We start from the raw sequence: 17365 nt of genomic DNA on the forward strand, positions 1-17365 counted from the left end.
GCCGTCTCAGTAGGCCGAATTCAAGACAGCGTCCATCCGTTTGGCATAGAGCGCCTGCAGCGCCGGCCGGGAGAAGCGGCTGCGGACGAGGGCCGTCCCGGCGGCCGCGCGCCTTGCGGCCTCCTCCGGGTTGTCCCGGACCTGCCGCATTGCCGCCGCCGCCGCCTTCACATCGGGATCGAACCAGCGCGAACCGGGGGTCACGTCGAGGTATTCGTCATGCCCGACATGCTGCTCCCGGCCGTCGACCAGGAAAGCCGTCTCGTCGGTCATGTAGTCGAGGTTGGCCGAATAGCGCGATGCGATCACCGGCTTGCCCATCATCATCGCCTCGACCATCGTATAGCCGAAGCCTTCCGCCCGGTGCAGCGAGACGTAGCAGTCGCAGGACCGCATCTCCGCCAGGGAGGCGGCGTAGGACAGCTCGCGGTCGTGCACGATGATCCTGGGATCGTGAGCGACGATCCGGTCGAGAGCCAGCTTGTGCGCGAGGTCGCTGATGCTTCTGCTGGTCTGCCGGTAGCGGATGCGCAGGACCAGCCTCACCCCATTCCCGGCTGGGAAGGCCTTCCGGAAGGCGCGGGCCACCGCTACCGGGTTCTTTCGCGTGTACCAGCTGCGGGCGTCGAAGCAGAAATAGAAGGTGAAGGGCTCGCCGGCTGGCCGCACCCTTTCCGCCGCCTTCAGCACCCGCTCGTCGACGCAGTTGGGGACGACATGGATCGGCCCGGCGAAATGCCTGCCCAGAGCTTCCGCGCAGAAGGACGACATCGTCCACACCTCGTCCATCAACCCCAACGTCAGGTGGGCGGAGCGCGGCAGGGCGCTGGTCTCCCACAGGAAGAAGCCGATGTTGTACGCGCCGGTGAAACGCTCCAGCCCATGATTGATCATGTTGCCCGGAGCGCCGATCAGACCGAAATGGATCAGGTTGATCGGGTAGAGTTCCTCGCCGGCATGGTGGCCGGGCAGCGACATCATCGGCATCGTCACGCCATATCCGGCATCCTGCAGGATATCGCGGGAGAACAGGGCGTTGCGGCTGATGCCGGTGCTGCCGTCGAAATAGCCGAACAGGTTGACGCCCTTTGCCCGGGCGGTCCGCGGGAGATGGCGCACCAGATGCGCGCGCTGCCGCTGGCACAATGCGGAAAGGCTCAGCGTCTCCGCTCCCGGCACGCCCAGGCGGGTGTAGAAATAGGCAAGCCCGTTCATCACCTTGCCGTCATGCCGGACAGGAGCGTTCAGCAGCGCGCGCACAGGCTCGCTCAGGAACAGGTCGTCGAGGTTCCAGCGGATCAGCCACAGCGAGATCGCCAGCAGCAGCGGGAACAGCGCCCGCTCGTCACGCAGGTCGAGCGCCGAAGCCAGGGCAGGGTCGCGGGCGTGCATCCCGGCATAGAAGCGCGAGATCAGCCCGGGCTCGTCGATTCCGGCCGGAGCGTTCAAATCCTCCACATGCCGGGCGGCGAGCGCATCCTTGGGCAGGCGGGCCTTGCCGAACATCCAATGCGTCAGATCGCACAGGAGATCGGTCTCTTTTCCGGCGGTCTCTTTTCCGGCCGTCTCGCCGGACTTGAGCCGATAGGCCGACAGCAGGCGCGAATGGAAGACGCCGGAGGCGTCCTCCTCCCCCGCCGCCAGATAGGCGGTGACGTCGGCCGGCAGAGGGCACCAGGCATGTTCGGCGAGATCGAAGCGTTCGGCGCACGAAACCAGGAAATGCGCCACGTCGGCGGCGCTGTGCAGGTGAAAGTTCTGCGTCTCCCGCAGACGATAGAGCTGGTGCGCCAGGAAGGCGCCGATGGTCAGCTCCGCTCCCTCGAAACCCTCGGCGGGCTGCGTCAGGCGCGGATCCATCTTCCGCCCCCGGCAGCGCCGGGTGTGGTTCATCGTTTCCGACAGCGCCTTCACGCACATGGCGTGGCGCTCCGCCGTCATCCCGGACAGGGCGGTGTCGATCACCGTCCGGTTGACGTCGGTCACGATGGGCGAGCCCGGGATCGATGTCGCCGTCCCGTGGATCCGGACGTCCATGGTGCAGCTCTCCGCCGACAGCAGGGCGGCGGGCAGGGGAATGCTGAATCCCAGGAAGCCGTTCCGCTCCGGCAGTTCCTTCAACGCCTCGTGATGCTCGTTGCAGGCATGCGTGCCGAGGAAACGGCCGTCGACATAGAGATCGACCAGACATTCCTGCGCCGGATTGCTCTGGTTGAGAAGCCAGCCGTAAACCTTGTTGAGGGTTATGAACTCCAGCCGGCCCTGATAGGTGGCGGCCGCGTTGGCGGGAGCCCTGATCTGGCTGATGGCGTTCATCGTTCCTCTCCCGGGACAGCGGTCGTGCCACACCAGGAGCGGTCTTTGACCGGGGAAGGCACGCAGGGGGGAATCCCACAGCAAATCGGTGGGGCAAAGACAGACTCTAAAAGATTAGAAAGCAAAGAAAGTATTGACATCTAATTGGCTGTACCAGCAAAGGGATACCCCTAATGTGCATGGTAGCAAAAAGCATAGGAACCGGGTTAGGCCTTTCGTTGTGTATTGCAGGTTTGAAACAGGCGTGAGAAAAGCTCGCGCATACTTGAATATGCATAGCGAAGCGGAAGTGGGGACGGGGGACGGGTGAGACTTCTCATTCCCGGCCCTCCTTCACTCCCGGCACTCCCGGTTCCTTCAGCCGGCCTCTTCAGCCGGCGGGAACGATGAAGCCCTGGGGCGGGCGGCCGGCACTGTGCAGCGACCACATGACCTGATAGGCGCGCTCCAGGTTGCGGGTGAAGCGGCGGCTGTCGAACAGCGGCGCCGTCATCCGCCCGTCCTCCAGCCGCTTGCGGAAGCCGGCCCGGCGGGCGGGGTCGCCGGCGAGCGCCACCGCCAGATCCTCGTACTCCGCCAGCGAGCGGGTGATGGTGTCGGGCAGCCCCGCCGCGCTCAGCAGGCTTGCCGCCACCCGCGAGGCGAAGGTCCCGCCCAGGCAGGTCACCACCGGGCAGCCGGCCCACAGCGCGTCGCTGGTGGTGGTGTGGCCGGTGTAGGGCAGGGTGTCGAGCGCCAGGTCTGCGACGCGGTAGCGGGCGATGTGGTCGGCCAGCGGACGGGGTGGGGCGAAGACCAGCCGGGCCGGGTCGACGCCCTGGGCCGATGCCGCGGCCTTCAGATTGCCGGCGGCCAGCGGGTTGGCCTCGAACAGCCACAGCACCGATCCCGGCACGCGCTTCAGGATGCGCATCCACAGGGCGAACATGGCCGGGCTGATCTTGTAGGCGGTGTTGAAGGCGGCGAAGACGACGCCGTCCTCCGGCAGGCCGCAGTCGGCACGGGACGGCACCTGCTCCGGCAGCGGGCGGTGGCGGTCGTTGATCTGGTAGGCGTCGGGCAGCAGCACCAGCCGCTCGGCATAGAAGGGCTGGTGCTCCGGCGGGGTGACGAAGCGGTCGCCGATCACATAGTCCATGTGCGGACAGCCGATGGTGCCGGGATAGCCCAGGTAACTGACCTCGACCGGTGCCAGCCGGCGCGACAGCAGGTCGAGCCGGGTCTGCTTCGTGTAGCCCTTCAGGTCGACCATGATGTCGACCCCGTCGTCGGCCATGCAGCGGGCGACGGCGTCCAGCGGCACGCTGCGGATGTCGCGGAAGCGGTCGAAGGCCTTCACCAGCCGTCCGCGCATGGCGCTGCCGTCGTCGGGGCCGTAGGAATAGGCCAGCACCTCGAACCGGTCGCGGTCATGCAGCTCGAACAGTTCGGCCGCCAGGAAGGCGGTGGCATGCTCGTGGAAGTCGGCGGAGACATAGGCGATGCGCAGCCGCCCGCCGGGCGACGGAGCCCGCGCCTGCAAGGGGGCTGCTGCGGCGCGCTTGACCACCCGCTCGAAGAACAGGCGGGCGGAGCGGTCCTGCTGGGCCGGGGTGGTGTCGATCGACAGGGTGGCCAACGGGATGACGATGCCGCCGTCCTGGTCGATGATCTCCGACACCCGGGCGCAGAGCCGGTCGTAATCGTCCCAGTCGCACAGCGTCTGCATCAGGTACAGGTGGTAGCACAGCGCCTCGGTCTTGGCCGGCGACAGCGCCACCGCGCGGGTGTAGGCGGTCTTCGCCGCCGCCAGCCGCCCCAGCTCGCGCAGGGTGTGGGCATAGCCCAGCATCGCCTCGGCATGGCCGGGATCGGCGACCAGCGCCCGGCGCAACGCGCGGTCCGCCTCCGCCACCCGATGGCTTTCGCGCAGGGCGACGCCGAGATTGGCGGCGGCGAGCGCATCGACGGGCCGCAGCCGCAGCGCGCGGGCGAAGTCGGTCGCCGCCCCGTTGCGGTCGCCCAGCGTCAGCCGGGCGGAACCGCGGTTGACATAGGCTTCCGGCGTGGTGGGCGACAGCTGGACGCAGCGGTCGTGCGCCGCCAACGCCTCGCCCATGCGGCCCAGCGACTGCAGCACGGTGCCGAGATTGCCGTGGCTGTCGGCCAGATCCGGCCGCATGGCGATCGACTGGCGCAGGATCGCCTCCGCCTCCTGCGGACGGTTCTGCATCATCACCGTCACGCCCAGCAGCTGGGCGACCTCCCCCATGCCGGGGGCCGCCTGCAGGATGGCCCGGCACAGCCCCTCGGCCTCCGCCATCCGGCCGGCCCGGAAATGCTCCAGCGCCAGCCGCACCGCCTCGTTCAGCGTCATCGCGCGGTCCTCCCGGCGGACTTTGCGGCAACGTCCGCCATCACGTCCGCCGTCACCCTGGCCATCACCTCGGCCCAGTCGCCTTGCTTGGCCTGACGGAACAGGCGCATGGTCGGATACCAGGGGCTGTCGAGCCGGTCGCGCATCCAGCGCCAATCGGCGAACCATTTCAGCACCACCCAGGTCGGCCGTCCCATGGCGCCGGCAAGGTGGCAGACCGAGGTGTCGCAGGTGATGACCAGATCCAGGTTGGCCATCACCGCCGCGGTGTCGAGGAAGGCGTCCGGCCCGGCATCGAAATCGGCCCCCAGCTCCGTCACCGCCACGCGGTCGCGCAGCCGCTCCAGATGGTCCAGGCCCGACACCTTCTGCAGGCTGTAGAGCCGGACGCCGGGCAGCCGGCCCATCGCCTCGAAGCACTCCAGCGGGATCGACTTGCCGGTCTCGTTGCCGTGCCAGTTGATGCCGACGCGCAAGGCCGGGCGCTCGCCGCCCTCCAGCCGGTCCAGCCGCTCCGCCCAGCGGGCCGCCAGTTCCGGTTCGGCCCGGATATAGGGCACGCCGCCGGGGACGTTGTCCGGCGTGGTGCCCAGCCGGTGCATCAGGCTCATCAGCGAGATGTAGTAATCATAGGCCGGCAGCGGCTCGCCGAAGGCGAACAGCCCGTCCAGGTCGGGGGCGGTCGACAGCACGCGCTTCAGCGCCGGCTGGCATTCGTAGAGCACCCGCGCGCCCATGCGCTTCAGCACGCCGGCATAGCGGATGTACTGGAAGGAATCGCCCAGCCCCTGTTCGAAATGGACCAGCAGCGTCTTGCCCGCCAGCGGCTGGCCCTGCCACAGGACGCCCGGCATGTTGCGCTTGCGCCAGACCGGCTGTTCCAGCCGGCCCTCATAGGCGACGGTGCCGTTGGGATAGTCGCCGGCCATCAGCAGGCAGGTGCCGAGATTCTTGCGGTATTCCGGCTTGCCGACATCGATGGCGAGCGCGCGCCGGTAGTTCAGCGCCGCGTCCGGCGGATGGCCGAGGCTGAGGCTGACCGCACCCAGATTGTTGTAGTTGACCGCCACGTCCGGCTCGACGCTCAGCGCCAGCCGGTAGACGGCGCGTGCCTTTTCCCCGTCGCCGGTGAACATGAACAGGTTGCCGAGCGTCAGCAGCGCGCCCGGATAATCCGGCTTCAGCCGCGCCAGTTCGCGGAAGGCGACCAGCGCATGGTCGAGGTTGCGCTGGTCGAGGAGAATGCCGCCCAGCGCGTTCAGCGCGTCCGGATAGGCGGGGCGCAGGCGCAGCGCCTGGCGCAGCGGCTCCATCGCCTCCTGCGGCCGGCCGGCGGCGCGCAGCGACAGGCCGAGGTTGCCGTGCAGGTTGGCGATGTCGGGACGTTCATCGGCCAGCCGGCGGAAGGTTTCGGCCGCCTCGTCGAAGCGGCCGGCCTGGAACAGGACGGCGCCGCCGTTGAAGGCCTCGACGAAGGCCGGTGAGAACTCGGAAATGGCAACCCCCAACGCTTCGCCCGACTGCCTGCCGCACGGATGGATCCGCCGCATGGAACCGCGGCTTCTTACCCCAAGAGCCCGGTTGGCGGCAATAAAGGGCTGCCTTCTTCGGTCCCCCGGCGCGTCACCCCTGCGGCTTGCGGCCGATGGCCGCCCAGGAGATCTCGTTGACCCAGGCAAGCTGGACGTCTTCCAGACCGGCCTGCTTCATCAGCGCCTCCACCTCGTCGCGGCGCCAGTAATTGGCGATCTTCGGCAGCATCTGGTCGAAGACGATGGAGCGCAGATGGGCGAAATCGAAGCGGCGGATCAGGCGGAAATATTCCAGCCGGTCCAGCCCCAGCCGCAGCGCCAGCCACAGAAGCGCGGTCGGCGGCAGGGACAGCGCATGCACCAGCCCGATCGGCAGGCGGCTGAACAGCGCCTTGCGCAGCGGGTCGGCGAAGCGGACGATCCAGCCGTTGTTCTCGCGGCCATAGACCCAGATCATCACCCGGCCGCCGGGCTTCACCGCGCGCACCATGTTGGCGAGCGCCGTTTCCGGATGAGCCAGATGGTGGATGACGCCGATGGAGAAGGCGAGATCGAAGCGTTCGACCTCGTTCAGCTCATAGGCGCTCTGGCGGCGCACCTCCATCGCCGGATGCGGCGCCAGCGTCGTACGGGCCGACGCCAGGCTGCGCTCGTCGATGTCGATGGCCAGCCCGCCGGCCGCACCGTAGCTCATCGGCCAGTGGCTGTTGCGTCCCATGCCGCAGCCGACGTCGACGAAGGTCAGGCCGCGCCAGTCCTCCGGCGCCATGAAGGGCGTCCAGCGGCGGAACTGCTCCTGATAGATGTCCTTCAGCTCGGCATAGCGGCCCCATTCATAGCCGAAGCGGTCGGCCGACCCGCTGTGCACCGCGGATGCGGTGTCGGGGGCGGGGGAAGAGGGCGGCGCTTCGCTCATCGCGGCGGTCCGGTGTGGTGATGGGGAAAACGGCGCTATCGGTAGAAGCCGGGGGGCGCGCTTGTCAAGCAGGGGGGCAAAGGGCCAATGGAGAGCGGCTTGGCAAGAAGACACCCATGTTGACAAATTTTGCCAAACATATCAGCCTGCCAAATGCGCCGGCCTGAATGATGAAGAGCTGGAGAGCTTCCATGCCCACCATGAACGTCAGCCTTACTGAGACCCTTGCCAGCTTCGTCGAGCGTCAGGTCGCCGACGGCGGATATGCATCGCAAAGCGAGGTCGTCAGGGATGCGTTGCGCCTGCTGCACCGTGAAAAGGCGGCGGAACAGGAAAAGCTGGAGATGCTTCGGCGGGCCGTCACGGTCGGCTTCGACGATTGGAGGCAGGGCCGCCTGGACGACCGGCCCATAAACGACATCCTCGACGGGATCGACGTGTGAGGCCGGGGATGGCCTACCGTGTAACCGACGCGGCGAAGCAGGATTTCAGGACGGTGTTGAGGGAAACGCTGGAGCGGTTCGGAACGCACCAGCGCGAAGCCTATAAACGCCTGATCGCGAAGGCGGTGACGATGGTCGCCGAGGATCCCGGCCGCGGTGGCTCACGTGACCGGGGGACCGTCGTCCCGGGGCTTCGGGCCTTCCATCTCGAAACGGCGGCGGGCCGGCGGGGTGCCGCCTCCCATTTCCTGTACTATGCCGTCGAACGTCCGTCGGACGGACCGGCCAGGGTCATCATCCTGCGGCTGCTGCATGAAAGCATGGAGCCAGCCCGCCATTTGGCCGAGGCCCCCGATCCCGCCGCAGGTTCCGCCCTGGAAACGGATCAGCTGTCCGACCGCCGCTGATCGCACCAGCGCCGCCACATCAGCCGGTAGGCGGTCTCCAGGTTGCGCATGAAGCGCGCCTCGTCGCACAGCGCCGATGCCCGCACCCGCTCGCGCATGCCCATGCGCAGCCGCATCAGGCGGGTGAGGTCGCCGGCCAGTTCCGCGGCGATGGCGGCGTAGCGGTCGGGCGTGGCGGCGACCAGCTCGGGCAGGCCGATGGCGGTCATCAGGCTGGCGCCGACGCGGGCGGCATGGCGCCCGCCCGCCAGCGTCACCAGCGGCGCCCCCATCCACAGCGTGTCGCAGGTGGTGATGGTGCCGTTGTAGGGGTGCGGGTCCAGCGCGATGTCGATGCGGTTGTAGGCGGCCAGATGCCCGGCGCCATCCTTGATGAAGCCGACGAGGTCGAGCCGGGCCGGGTCGATGCCGGCGGCGGCGAAGCGCGCCCGCAGCATGGCGGCGGTGCCGGCATCGGACAGCGGCCGGTCCTTCAGCAGCAGGCGCGCGTCGGGCACCCGATGCAGAACCTCGGCCCACAGCGCAACGGTGCCATCGGTGATCTTCGACAGCTTGTTGAAGGACCCGAAGGTGACGGCTCCGGTCGCGCCTGCCGGCAGCGGCACCACCGGCGGGGCGGAGGCCGGCGGGTGGAAGCACAGGAAGGGGGCGGGCAGCCGGACCAGCGTTTCCACCGCATGGCCGTCGGTGGGGCCGATCGGGTCGCTGACCGGATCGACGATGCGGTAATCGACCGAGGCCATGCCGGTGCCGTTGGGATAGCCCAGCCACGTCACCTGCACCGGCGCCGGGCGCAGCGCCAGCATCGGCAGCCGGTTCAGCCCTGAATGGCCGGCGAGGTCGACCAGGATGTCGATGCCGTCGGCGCGGATCTGCGCCGCCAGCCCCTCGTCGTCCAGATGGCCGACATTGCGCCAGCCGTCCGCCTGCGCCTTGAAGCGGGCGGTGTAGGCGTCGGCGTGGACGTCCGGCAGAATCGAATAGCAGACGATGTCGAACCGGCCGCGGTCGGCCGCCTCGAACAGGGGCGTCAGGAAATAGGCGCCCAGATGTTCGCGGAACTCGACCGACAGATAGCCGATCCGCAGCCGCTTTTCCGGATCGGGACGGTTGGCATGCGGGATGGAGGACGGCCGGTCATCGTCGGCCCTGTTGCCGAAACGGTCATCGAAGCGCCGGTGTTCGGCCAGCAGGCGCTCGCCGGACAGGTCGAGGTAGTTGAGGCACAGCAGCCGCTGGCTGGCGACGCGCGGGTCGTCGGGCATCAGCGCCTCGGCCCGGCCGAAGACGGCGGCGGCTTCGGCCGCCTCGCCGCGCATCTGCCGGACCACGCCCAGGTTGAACCACAGCCCGGCGCCCTGCCGCGGCTCCAGCCGGATCGCCCGGGTCCAGCAGCGCACCGTCTCCTCCAGCCGGTCGCCGCCGAAGGCTTCGCTGCCCAGCCCGACCCAGGGCTTGTCGTAATCCGGCCGCAGCGCCAGGGCGATGCGCAGCGCCGCCGCCGCCTCGGCAGGGCGTTTCAGCTCGGACAGGAGGACGCCCAGGTTGTTCCACAGGTCGGCGGCCGTGCCGTCCTCCGCCAGCAGGTCGCGGTAGAGAGCCACGGCCTCCTCCAGCCGCCCGGCGGTGAAGGCCTCCAGCGCGCGGCGCTTCAGCGCATCCAGGGTTGCCAGGGTAGACGGGTCCATGGACGGGTTCAGGCCAGCCGGGCTTCGACCTGTTCGCACAGGTAATGGTAGAGGCAGATGTGGACCTGCTGGATCAGCGGGGTGGAGCGCGACGGCACGTCGAGCAGGATGTCGCTCAGGGCCGCCATCTTGCCGCCGCCCTCGCCGGTCATGGCGATGGTGGTCATGCCCAGCCGCTTCGCCACCTCGAAGGCGGCGATGACGTTGCGCGAGTTGCCGCTGGTGGAGATGCCCAGCAGGACGCCGCCCGGCTCGCCATAGGCCTCGGTCTGGCGGGCGAAGACGCTGTCATAGGAGTAGTCGTTGCTCCAGGCGGTCAGGACGGCCGCGTTGGAGCTGAGGCAGATCGCCTTCAGTCCGCGCCGCTCCTTCAGGAAGCGGCCGACCAGCTCGCCGGTGATGTGCTGGGCGTCCGACGCCGATCCGCCGTTGCCGCAGACCAGCAGCGCCTTGTTGGCGCCGAGCGCCGCCGTGACCGCCGCGACCGCCGCCTCGACCCGGGCCGGGTCGAGACTGTCCATGGTGCGCCGCAGGACGTCGATGGCGGCGGTGAGGCAGCCGTGCAGCGAGGGGGCGGAGGTGTCCTGGGTGGCCATGGGCGGAATACCTTTGCGTGACCGATGGTGCGCGGCGGTAGAGAAAGCGGCGGCGGAAGCGGAGAGGCGCTGCGCGCCGTATGCAGCGGGCAGTGCATCCTATGGATCGCGGGGGCCTGTCAACTGCCAGCCGCGCAATGACCGCTTTCCCATACCGCGCGGAACGCTTATTTTCGGTTCCGTGCCCCGGCGGCGGGGCGGAATGCCAAGGGTGGCCAATGACGACGCGGACGGTCCGGCTGGGCCCCCTCAGCGTGAAGATGTACTGCGCGATCGGCATGATCGCCGTGTCCTGGGCACAGCTCGAGGACATGGTGTCGCTGTGCATCTCCCGGCTGCTCGGCACCGATCACACCGAATTCCTGCCCATCGCCTCCAACATGCAGGTCAAGGCCCGTTTCGACGCGCTGAAGGCCATCGCCGGCCTGCGGCTTCCCCCGGACGAGGCCAAGGCCCTGGTCGCCCGCTGCGACGAGGCGCTGGAACTGGGGCGCGAGCGCAACAAGATCCTGCACGGTTCCTGGATCCAGGGTGAGACCGACGACGTCGCCATCCGCCTGAATTACCGCGCCCACGGCCGCATCTCCGCCGACGCCCCGGTCATCTCGGCCCGCGAGATCGCCGAGATCAGCGACCGCATCACCATGCTGACCGAAGGCTTCGCCCAGACGCTCCAGCGCCTTGGCCTGTTCGATCCCAAGAACCCGATGCGCAACCCGACGCGGGGGACGGGCAACGAGACCGCCAAGCCGCCGGAAACGGCGGAGTAAGGCGCGGCGCTTTATCTCCCTGCCGCCACGCCCCCTACCGCCAAGCCTCGAACGGCACCAGCCCGCGGTTGCCCTCGGCCGGGTGGAGCAGCAGGCGGGGAGAGGGGTTCAATGCGGCGGCGGTGGCGGCGAAGGACCCCGTGCTGATCGCCAGGATGTCGGCCCGCGTCATCACGTGGAAATCCTGCAGATACTCCAGCCCCTCCCAGCGCACCGGGAAGTCGACCGGGGTGGTCGGGTTGAAACGGGCGAATTCGGGGACCACGCCCGGCTCGTCGGTGGCGACGAACAGCACCGGGTCCTCCAGCGTCGGCCACAGCCCGTCCAGCCAGTCCAGATAGAGCGACAGCGGCGTGTAGTCCTGGTTCCACCAGTCGGTCTGGCGGATGTGCACGGCGACCAGCGTGCGGCCGCGGCGGCGCAGGGCCTCCACCGGCGGTTCCAGGAAACGGTCCCAGCAGGGGCGCGGGGTCAGCCAGGACAGAATGTCGGCCTGCCGCTCCTTCAGCATCGGGTTGACCGGAGAGCCGCCCAGGAACAGGTCGCGGTCGCGGAAGGGATCGGCCGCCGGTTCGTCGAAGCCGCGGGCGAAATCCTTGCGTTGCTGCAGCCATCCCTGGAATTCCGGCAGCACCGACGGGTCCAGCCGCGGATCGTCGAGCGAGAAGAAGGCATGCCCGACCCAGTCGGGAGTCAGGAACTCCATCCCGTATTTCTCGGCATAGAGGCGGACGGCGACATATTCGTTCACCGTCTGGGCGAAGCGCCCATAGGAGCCGAGCGAGGCCATGGTCAGGCAGGGGCGGTCGCGCCGGGCCTCCCGCCGCCGGTTCCAGCCGGGCCCGTCCCCCGGCGGCAGCGAGCGGTCGAAGCGCATCAGCGAATAGGCGATGTAGGAGGGTGAATAGTTGCCCTTCAACGCGATCGAGCGCTGCAGCAGTTCATAGGCGCCGTCGGCGTCGCCCCTGGCCCGGCGCACCTCGGCCAGACCGGCCATCGCCTCGGCATAGTCGGAGCGCGCCTGGATGGCGCAGTCGAAGGCCACTTCCGCCCGGTCGAAATGCCCGCACAGCAGCAATGCCTGCCCCAGATGATAGAGCGTGTCGACCGAGCCCGGATCGCGGCGCAGCGCCTCCGCCAGGATCGGCACGGCTCTCGCCGGCTCGCGGTTCTTGCAGGTCGCTATGCCCTGGATCAGAAGGGCGTGGGCGTTTCCGGGATCGGCGGCCAGGATGCGCTCGCAGATCATGGTGCTGATGTCGAGCCAACCCGAATTGCAATAGGTGAGCGCCTGCTGGACGGCATCGGGTACCGCCATCCGCTGTCCAGGCAGGGTTTCGATCTGGATGGGGGTGGCGATTTCGGCGGAGGCGGCCATAAAAGGGTACCCGGAAAGGAGGGCGCGGTTGCCCTGACTTGCACCCGCATCAGCCGGAGGGTCAAGCTGCCTTGTTGCAAGCCTCAGCGATTTCACCGATCTTCCTCCGCCTTCCGGCTCCCCCGATCCGGATGCCCGACCCGCCTCCCGCCCGTCTATTCTCCGGTTCCGGAACAGCACCCGCGCATGACCTCGATACAAGACATCCTGATCCGGGCCGCCGCTCTGCATCAGGCCGGCGACGTCGATTTGGCGGCGAGGCTCTATCGCCTCATCCTGGTCATCGATCCGGCCCATATGGATGCCCTTCATCTGCTGGGACTGCTGAAGCGCCGCTCCGACCAGCGGCATGGGGCGACGATCGTGGCCCGCGCGCTGCGGCTGCAGCCGGACCACCCCAGCGCCTTGATCAACCAAGCCGGCACCTTGATGGCCATGGGCCGGCTGGACGAGGCCATGGCGCATTTCCGCCGCAAGCTGGTGTCGGAGCCGGCCTGTCTCCCCACCCTGACGCGCCTGGGGACCGACGCGCTCGCGTGCGGGCGGATCGACGAGGCCGAGCGGCTGCTGCGCCGGGCGACCGCGATGGAATCCGGCGGCGGTGCCTCTGCGGTAAAGCTGCGTTGTGCCCTGGAGCGCTGCGCCACCGCCCGCAGCATCCGCGACGATGCGGCCGACCCATCCCTGCCGCCGGGGCTGGTCGTCCGCGGGGTGTTCCGCGACAGCAGCGGCTATGCCTATCTCGTGCGCCGCTTCGTCCAGGAACTGGTGGCGGCCGGGATCACCGTCCGGCTGGTCGACCTGAACTATGGCCACGGGGACAATCTTCCGGACGACGCGATCGACCCGCTGCTGCTCTCCCTCGACCGTCCGGTGCGGGCAAAGGCGGTGCTGTCCATCACCACACCGCCGGCGGTGGAGTGTATTCCCGGGCTGAAAACCATCAACTTCAGCATGTTCGAGGGAGTCGACATCCCGCCTCTGTGGACGGCGCTCGGCCGGCGCCACGACCATGTCCTGGTCGCCACCGACTCCTCGCGTACGGCCTGGCTGCGTGGCGGCCACCCGCATGACCGCATCCACATCTGCCCCGCCGGGGTGGATGACGTCGATCCCGGCGGCATCACTCCCACCGTCATCACCGACCATATGGGCCGCCGCTTCGCCGATTACCCGGTCCGCATCCTGAACGTCTCCGACTTCAACGACCGCAAGAACCTGGACGGGCTTCTTCGCGTTTGGGTGCGGGCGACGCGACGGGAGGATCCGGCCGCCCTGCTGTTGAAGGCCGGCAAGGGTGGCGGGATCGCCAACAGAGTCGGCGAGTTGCTGAAACAGGTGGCGGCGCAGGTCGGACGGCCGCTGACGCAGGTGGCGCCCATCTTCCTGGTGGAAGGCAAGCTGTCGGATGCGGCGATGATGTCGCTCCATGCCGCTTCCACCCATTACTGGAGCATGTCGCACGGCGAGGGCTGGGACCTGCCGATGGCCCAGGCCGGGGCGATGGGGCTGACCCTGCTGGCGCCCGATCACAGCGCCTACCATGCCTATCTGGACGGGCGGGTGGCGCACATGATCCCCAGCGCCGTCACCCCCGGCATCGGCGCCTATGCCGGCCAGAGCTGGTGGAGCCCCGACGAGGACGAGGCCGCCCGGCTGCTGCGCGCGGTCATCGACGACCCCGCCGGCACCCGCCGCTCGGCCCAGGCCCATCTGCTGGAGCATTTCAGCTGGCAGGCCGCGACCCGCCGGCTGATCGCCCTGCTGCGGGAGTTGGACGCGCTGTGACCGTCTCCGCTCCCACCCCATCCAACCCCGGCCTCCGCCTGCCGGACCCGGTCACGCTCTTCTGCTGCCTGGCCCCGCCTGAATACTACCGCCGGCCGCTGTTCTCGGAGCGGGAGGTGTTCTGCGGACCCGACTGTCCGACGGTGGAGACGGGCGACGGCTTCGCCTCGCTGAACACCCCGCCCGGCGAATATGATCTGACGGCCGTCGTCGCCCGGCTGCCGGCGCACCAGCGTCCGGAACTGATCGTGGTGAAGGCCGATGCCACCCGGCGCAACCTTCCCCGCGGGCTGGACCGGCTGCCGGGCACCAAGGTGCTTCTGGTCGGCGACACCCATCACTTCGCCGCCCCCTTGCGCACTCTGCTGGCCTATGGCGCGATGGAGGACTTCGATGCGGTGATGCTCGACCATACCCGCCAGCACGCTTATCTCTTCCTGGAGGCGGGGTTCGAGCGGGTCTATTGGGTCCCGGCGGTGGATTACGCGCTGCGACGGCGCGACATTCCCCCGGCCCCCGACCGCCCGCTCACCTTCGTCGGGCAGATCGGCGCTTTTCATCCCTGGCGCCGCCATGTGCTGGAGCGGCTGAGCGCAGCCGGGCTGCCGCTGCTGGGCATGCGGGCCGAGCCGGAGAGGGCGGCCGACGTCTATGCCGCCTCGCAGGTCACGTTGAACGTTTCGCTGAACGGCGACCTCAATCTGCGCGTCTTCGAGGCGCTGGGCGCCGGCGGCTTCCTCGTCACCGACGCGCTGTCGCCCGATGCCGGACTGGAGCGCTGCTTCACCCCCGGCCGCCATCTCGCGACATACCGCTCGCCCGACGAGCTGGTGGAGCTGGTGCGCCATTACCTCGACCACCCGGACGAGGCGATGGCGATCCGCCGGGCAGGCCAGGCGCATCTGCTGGCATTCCACAGTCCGCAGGTCAAGCGCGCCCAGTTCTTCGCCGCCGTGTTCGACGACCGTGTCGATCCGGCGCTGGAGGTCCGCGGGGAGCGGCGCGGGCTGGCGCCGCTGCCGGCCCGGAGCATCGGTTTCCGCCGCCGCCTCGCCGCCTATGAGGCGCTGCAGCGGCTGCAGCTGACGGCGTCGCGGCTGACCGTCCACGCAGCCGGGCAGGACGAAACTGGAGGCGGCTTCGCCGCCGACCTGCGGGCCATGGCCCGTGACCTGCCCCGCGTGGTCTTCGCGGATCCGGACGCGGGTTCCGAACCGGTTGCCCTGCCCATGCCCCTGCCGCTGCCGCCATCCGCCGACCGGGTGCGGGATGATGCGGTGACTCTGCTGCCCTGGCCCGACCGGGCGGAGACCGACCGGCGAATGGCCCGGCTGCCCGGCGCCTCCGTCCTCTGTCCCACCCTGTCGTCGCGCGACCATGCCGAGGCGGCGGCCCATCTGGCCGGTTGGGGTTTCGTGCCGACCGAACCCGGCGGCATCCTGTTTCAATGCGCCGACGCCCTGCGCTATGCCGGCCGTTCGCTGTCCGCCCCGGCCCTGGCGGCGGAACTGGCGCCGGAGCTGCGGCATGCCCGCCTAGCGGCGCTGGAGCCGATGCTGCGGACCGCCGAGCAGTTGATCGGCGTCGCCCGGCTGGCCGCCCGCTTCGGCGAGACGTCCCTGACGGAGCGGTTCCTGCTGCGCGCCGTCGGGCTGGACCGCCAGCAGCCGGATGCGCTCGCCGGGCTGGCCCGCCTGTGCGTGGCGGGCGGGCGCCCGGTGGAGGCCGCAATCTATCTGGGCGAGGCGCGCCGGGCCGCCCGGCTTGCCGGCACGGCCGATCCGGCCCCGGATCTCGACGAGGCCGCGCTTGCCGCTTCGGCCGGTGGCCATCCGGGGCTGGAGCGCTACCGCGCGCTGTTCCGGCAGGCGACGGTTCCCTCGACCGGGCGGCCCCGCCGCATCCTGGTCGTCACCAACCTGTTCCCGCCGCAGGAGTTCGGCGGCTATGGCCGCAAGCTGTGGGAGTTCTCGGCCGAGTTGATCCGCCGCGGCCATGCGGTGAAGGTGCTGACCGCCGACATGCCCGACCTGACGCGGCCGGGCATGGCCGGGACCGAGGACATCGAGGCGCATGTCGACCGTTCGCTGACCCTCTACGGCTATTGGCGGGACGGGCGCGCCTTCACCCACGACGACCCGGCCCACTGCGCCGCCCTGATCCGCGCCAACATCCGCCGCGTGCTGGAAACCGCCCGCGACTTCCGTGCCGACGCCTGTCTGGTCGGCAACCTCGACATGCTGGCGACCGAGTTCCTCGACCCGCTGACCCGGCAGATGGGCGTGCCGGTTCTGCATTGCCTGGGCAACCAGCATCCCGGCTACGCACCGGAGGCGGCACCCCGCTCACCGCTCTACCGCGCCGGGCCGGCCAGCGGCTGGGTGGCGGAGCGGCTGGCGGCCGGCGGCTACGGCCTGCCCGCCACGGTGATCCATCCCGGCGCCCGCGTCGATTACTTCCACCGCGCGGTGATGCCGGCGACCGACCGGCTGCGCATCGCCTTCGCCAGCCTGTTTGTCAACTACAAGGGACCGCAGACGCTGGTCAACGCGCTGGGGATCCTGCACCGCGAGGGCATCGACTTCGACTGCACCTTCGCCGGGGAGGCGCCGGACGCCGACCTCGCGGCCCGCTGCCGCGACTTCGTGGAGCGCAACGGCATGGCCGGCAAGGTGCGCTTCACCGGTTTCCTCGATCGCCGCGCCCTGTCCGACCTGTTCGCCCGCTGCAATGTCCTGGTCTTCCCCAGCGTTTTCCAGGAGCCCTTCGGCATCTCGCAGGTGGAGGCGATGGCCGCCGGCCTGACCGTGATCGGCAGCGGCACCGGCGGCAGCGGCGAGGTGCTGCGCGACGGCGTCGACGGCCTGCTGTTCAAGGCGGAAGACCACGAGGCGCTCGCCGACCGCCTGCGCAGCCTGGTCAGGGACCGCGCCGCCTGGCTGCGCATGGCCCTGTCCGGCCGCGACCGTGCCCGCGACTTCACCGTCGCCCGCTCCGTCGACCGGATCGAGGTGGTCTTCGAGGAACTGATCGCGCAGAAGGAATGAGCGGAGGGCACCGCAGCGCGTCGTCCGCAGTCTATCGGCCGCAGTCTATCGGCCGCAGTCTATTGGCCGGTGGAGAAAAAAGGTCCGGGCTCCCCTCCCCTTTCGATTGGGGGATGAAAGGTTGTAGA

General features: G+C 69.2%; 12 protein-coding genes. 5 read left to right on the top strand and 7 right to left on the bottom strand.

Annotated features, from left to right (window positions below):
• Positions 1-6: 6 nt before the first annotated feature.
• The 4 genes from FZ938_RS20535 to FZ938_RS20550 form a co-directional block, all read right to left on the bottom strand.
• A complete protein-coding gene (locus tag FZ938_RS20535) occupies positions 7-2316 on the bottom strand; it encodes a glycosyltransferase family 4 protein (protein ID WP_149200308.1) in 2310 nt (769 codons plus the stop codon).
• A gap of 370 nt (positions 2317-2686) precedes the next feature.
• Positions 2687-4672 (bottom strand): O-linked N-acetylglucosamine transferase, SPINDLY family protein, encoded by a 1986-nt coding sequence (locus FZ938_RS20540; RefSeq protein ID WP_149200309.1) that lies wholly within the window; start codon positions 4670-4672, stop codon positions 2687-2689.
• On the bottom strand, positions 4669-6222 hold the full coding sequence (locus tag FZ938_RS20545) for a tetratricopeptide repeat protein (RefSeq protein ID WP_149200310.1): 1554 nt from the start codon (positions 6220-6222) through the stop codon (positions 4669-4671). The genes FZ938_RS20540 and FZ938_RS20545 overlap by 4 nt, the downstream gene beginning before the upstream one ends.
• Before the next feature lie 73 nt (positions 6223-6295).
• Complete coding sequence (locus FZ938_RS20550) at positions 6296-7120, bottom strand: class I SAM-dependent methyltransferase (RefSeq protein ID WP_149200311.1); 825 nt, start codon at positions 7118-7120, stop codon at positions 6296-6298.
• Positions 7121-7311: 191 nt separating this feature from the next.
• Here FZ938_RS20550 and FZ938_RS20555 point away from each other — a divergent pair, with 191 nt between their 5' ends.
• On the top strand, positions 7312-7563 hold the full coding sequence (locus FZ938_RS20555) for a type II toxin-antitoxin system ParD family antitoxin (protein ID WP_149200312.1): 252 nt from the start codon (positions 7312-7314) through the stop codon (positions 7561-7563).
• An 8-nt stretch (positions 7564-7571) separates the two neighbouring features.
• Complete coding sequence (locus FZ938_RS20560) at positions 7572-7970, top strand: type II toxin-antitoxin system RelE/ParE family toxin (protein WP_149200313.1); 399 nt, start codon at positions 7572-7574, stop codon at positions 7968-7970.
• Here the strand turns inward: FZ938_RS20560 and FZ938_RS20565 are convergent.
• A complete protein-coding gene (locus FZ938_RS20565) occupies positions 7949-9658 on the bottom strand; it encodes an O-linked N-acetylglucosamine transferase, SPINDLY family protein (protein ID WP_149200314.1) in 1710 nt (569 codons plus the stop codon). The two genes, FZ938_RS20560 and FZ938_RS20565, sit on opposite strands and share 22 nt — an antisense overlap.
• Positions 9659-9666: 8 nt before the next feature.
• The gene (locus FZ938_RS20570) at positions 9667-10254 is read right to left on the bottom strand and encodes a D-sedoheptulose-7-phosphate isomerase (RefSeq protein WP_149200315.1); all 588 of its coding nucleotides are present in this window, start codon (positions 10252-10254) and stop codon (positions 9667-9669) included.
• Between the two features lie 218 nt (positions 10255-10472).
• Between FZ938_RS20570 and FZ938_RS20575 the strand changes: the two genes are divergently transcribed.
• Positions 10473-11024 carry a hypothetical protein gene (locus FZ938_RS20575; RefSeq protein WP_246457189.1) on the top strand — a complete coding sequence of 184 codons (552 nt, stop codon included), beginning with the start codon at positions 10473-10475 and terminating at the stop codon, positions 11022-11024.
• Positions 11025-11058: 34 nt separating this feature from the next.
• On the opposite strand, the gene FZ938_RS20580 is transcribed toward FZ938_RS20575, so the two are convergent.
• A complete protein-coding gene (locus FZ938_RS20580) occupies positions 11059-12402 on the bottom strand; it encodes a tetratricopeptide repeat protein (RefSeq protein WP_149200316.1) in 1344 nt (447 codons plus the stop codon).
• 186 nt (positions 12403-12588) lie between these two features.
• Between FZ938_RS20580 and FZ938_RS20585 the strand changes: the two genes are divergently transcribed.
• Entirely contained in the window at positions 12589-14190 is a 1602-nt protein-coding gene (locus tag FZ938_RS20585) for a tetratricopeptide repeat-containing glycosyltransferase family protein (RefSeq protein ID WP_149200317.1), read from the top strand.
• Positions 14187-17237, top strand: coding sequence for a glycosyltransferase family protein (locus FZ938_RS20590; RefSeq protein ID WP_246457158.1), 3051 nt, complete (start codon positions 14187-14189; stop codon positions 17235-17237). Before FZ938_RS20585 ends, FZ938_RS20590 begins: the two co-directional genes overlap by 4 nt.
• Positions 17238-17365: the final 128 nt, after the last annotated feature.

Source organism: Azospirillum oryzae (genome assembly GCF_008364795.1).
In the GTDB taxonomy this organism is placed as follows: domain Bacteria; phylum Pseudomonadota; class Alphaproteobacteria; order Azospirillales; family Azospirillaceae; genus Azospirillum; species Azospirillum oryzae.